Source organism: Eximiradius sp., assembly GCA_937127445.1.
Classification (GTDB): domain Bacteria; phylum Bacteroidota; class Ignavibacteria; order Kapaibacteriales; family UBA2268; genus JAKIZO01.
The window spans coordinates 1-3,066 of the sequence record CAKZLY010000016.1 but is presented as its reverse complement, the minus strand read 5'-3'; the positions used below and the strand labels follow the sequence as shown (position 1 = coordinate 3,066).

Genomic DNA, 3,066 nt, shown 5'->3' with positions numbered 1-3,066 from the left:
CAGGTATTGCGGTTCTAGGTGATAATACTTCCTTGCAAGGTGGTACTGCAGTTTCATATGACAATGTTAATTCGGCTATTAGTGATTCACAAAACGACGGTAGCGAAACCGTTTTCCTTGGTCAAGGTACATATAACGAAGCAATTACATTGGGCGAAGCAGTAAGTTTAGTTGGTAAAGGTGCAAACCTAACAACTGGAACAGTACTGACAAATACAGTTACCGCAAGCGCCACAGCAGCTACATACACAATAAGCGACTTGTACTTCAATGTTACAAATACTCACGGTATAGTTGTAAGTGCCGTTCCAAGTAGTGGTCTTTCGATTTTACGCAATAACTTCCAAGCTGGGTTAAATGAATACGGTATAAATGTTACTGCTAATACAATTGGTGGAGCGCTTAACATTGGCTCAAGTAGTAATGGCAATACATTTGGTCTTGCCGACATCACGGCTGTAGGTATTCGTTTGCCCAATAACCAAATTACATCGACTGTTTCGATTGCTTCGAATACATTCAACGGAACAGCAGGCTCCGTCATTTATGTATCATCAACTAATAGTACCGGTGCTTCAAATGGAACGTTGACAATTACCGGAAATACATTTCAAAACTCTTTAACCGGTAATGCTATCGTATTTGAAGATGCAGTTAATAGTTCACATTCGCTATCAGGTGCTACTATCAACATATACGATGGTAATGACTTCGACCAAGCAGGTTATGGAATTAAAATAAATGAAAGTTCTACATACGCAGGTTTTGTTGGCTCTACTTTGCCAAATATTGATTTATATGGCACTAGTGCAAATACAAACTTAACAGCAACTGACATTTATGGTGCTGCATGGTATGATTTAACTTTAAATAATGCAACTGCATTTCTCTATCCATCCATCCAGACAGCAGAAAATGCTGATTTAGCAGCAACATTAAACATTGGTGCAGGAACTTATGCCGAAAATGTTACATTCTCGGGTGGAACTAACTTAACAACGATTACAGGTTATGGCACAACTTGCGAATTAGCTTCAGCAAATAGTGTAACTCTTGAAAAAGATTACACATTCTCAGGTTTCTCTGCTACTTTGGTAACAGTTGGTGATGACGATGGTAATTCTACTGAAGGTAATATCGACGATGCTATGGCTATTATCAAAACAGACGGAATTATTTCGATTGCGGCAGATGCTATTATTGGCGGCGGCACAGTGAATAAAAAAGTAACAATAACCGATGCTGGTACTGGTGGTGCAATCGATGGTACGCTTTTAGTAACAGCAAATGGTGGAACTATAAGTAACTTAGATCTAACCGGCAACCCAGCTATAAACATTGCTCCAACAACAGGTCTTACCAATCCGATAACAATAAATGCAAACGCGTTTACTCTTGCCGATGGCGGCGATGGGATTAGAGTTGAAACTGGAAACACTACTGCTGCTGGCACTGCTGCATTAAATATTACAGGCAACTCTTTCACTGGTGGCGATGCTTCGACAAGCGCAATTCACTTCCGCAACCAGATAACTGGATATGCAAATTTCTCTGCCGTTAATGTTTACGATGGCAATACATTTAATACTCCCGGTCGCAATTTCAATAGAACAAACGAAAACAACATCTGCACATATCTGCCAAACGTAGATGTTAAAAATACAACTGACAACACTTACACAACAACAAACATTTTAGGATTTTACTTAAATCCAGCAGCTACAGCAATATCAACTTCAACTGAAACAATAATTACTGATTGCACTGCACCCGCTGCATTCAATACAGGTGCAGTGACACCCGTTGGTGGAAACGTAGTTGCAGGCTTCTTCAATGCTACCAATACAAATATTGACGTTGTTGTTCCAATTGCAAACGACAACAGTCTTGCATATGGTACAGTTCAGATTCAAGTTGATAACGATGGCGATGCTACTTGGGTCAACGTTCCAAATTCTGGTCTCTATACAATTTTACCAACTGATCTGAATACTAATAAAACAATTACACTCGCCAAGGCTGATTTAGTAAGCTCAGGTGATTTTGATAACAATTCAACAATACAGTTCCGTGCTGTAATTACTGATTTTGCTAATCAATCAACCAACGGAACTCCGAGTTCGAACACAATTTATCGCGACGAAACTGCTCCAACAGTTACATTGAACAGCGCAACTGCCGACAATATTATTAATATTGCGGAAAAAACTAATGGCTTTAATGTCAATGCTCAATCTAACGAAAACAATACAACATTATATGTAGTTAACGTTACAGATAATTCACCAAGCTGGTCCAACATTACAACTGTTGGCTTTGCATCAGCAAATGCTCCAACTGCTGGCAACGCTGTTGATATTAGTGTATCTGCGAATAACTCTAATATAGTAGATGCAAAAACATACCGCGTATTCGGTATGGACCAGGCTGGTAATCTTAGCGTAGCAAGTTCAACATCCTTCACTACTGACCTAACTGCTCCAGCTGACTTTAATGTAGGTAATGTTGTCGTTGTAAGTGGTGCCAAAGCTGGTTATTACAACCAAGTCGATAGCGACAACAACCGCGACGTTCAGGTTACCGTTCCCGTTGCTAATGATGCTTCTTTGACGAATGGTACAATTCAAGTGCAAGTAAAACGCGGCATTGGCGGTACGTTTGCTAATATTGGCACACCGCACACAATAGTCTCGGGTAATTTAGATAATAATGTCGATATTACTATTACAAAGGCTCAATTACAAGCAATTTCTGGTTTGACCGAAGGTGATGTGCTCTATTGGACGGCAGTTATTACCGACTTTTCAGGGAACTCGACAGTTGGAACCCAAAGTACGAACACAATTACCTACGACATCACTCCTCCAGTTGCAACAACAATAGCAAGCAGAACTGCTGTTACTGCTCCCGTTGTTGTGAATTACTTCAATAACTCCAATACAGCAGTTGATGTTGTAGTTAACATTCCAAATGATGCTACATTGGTTGGTGGCAATGTTAAATTGCAAGCACGCACTGGCTCCAACTCGTTCGTTGATGCTGGTCCAACAACAAATGCAATTGCTT

General features: G+C 40.1%; 1 protein-coding gene. It reads left to right on the top strand.

Annotated features, from left to right (window positions below; all coding sequences use genetic code 11):
- On the top strand, nucleotides 1-3,066 hold a 3,066-nt coding region (locus tag AC6QZF_RS05425), incomplete at both ends, for a beta strand repeat-containing protein (protein WP_499798861.1).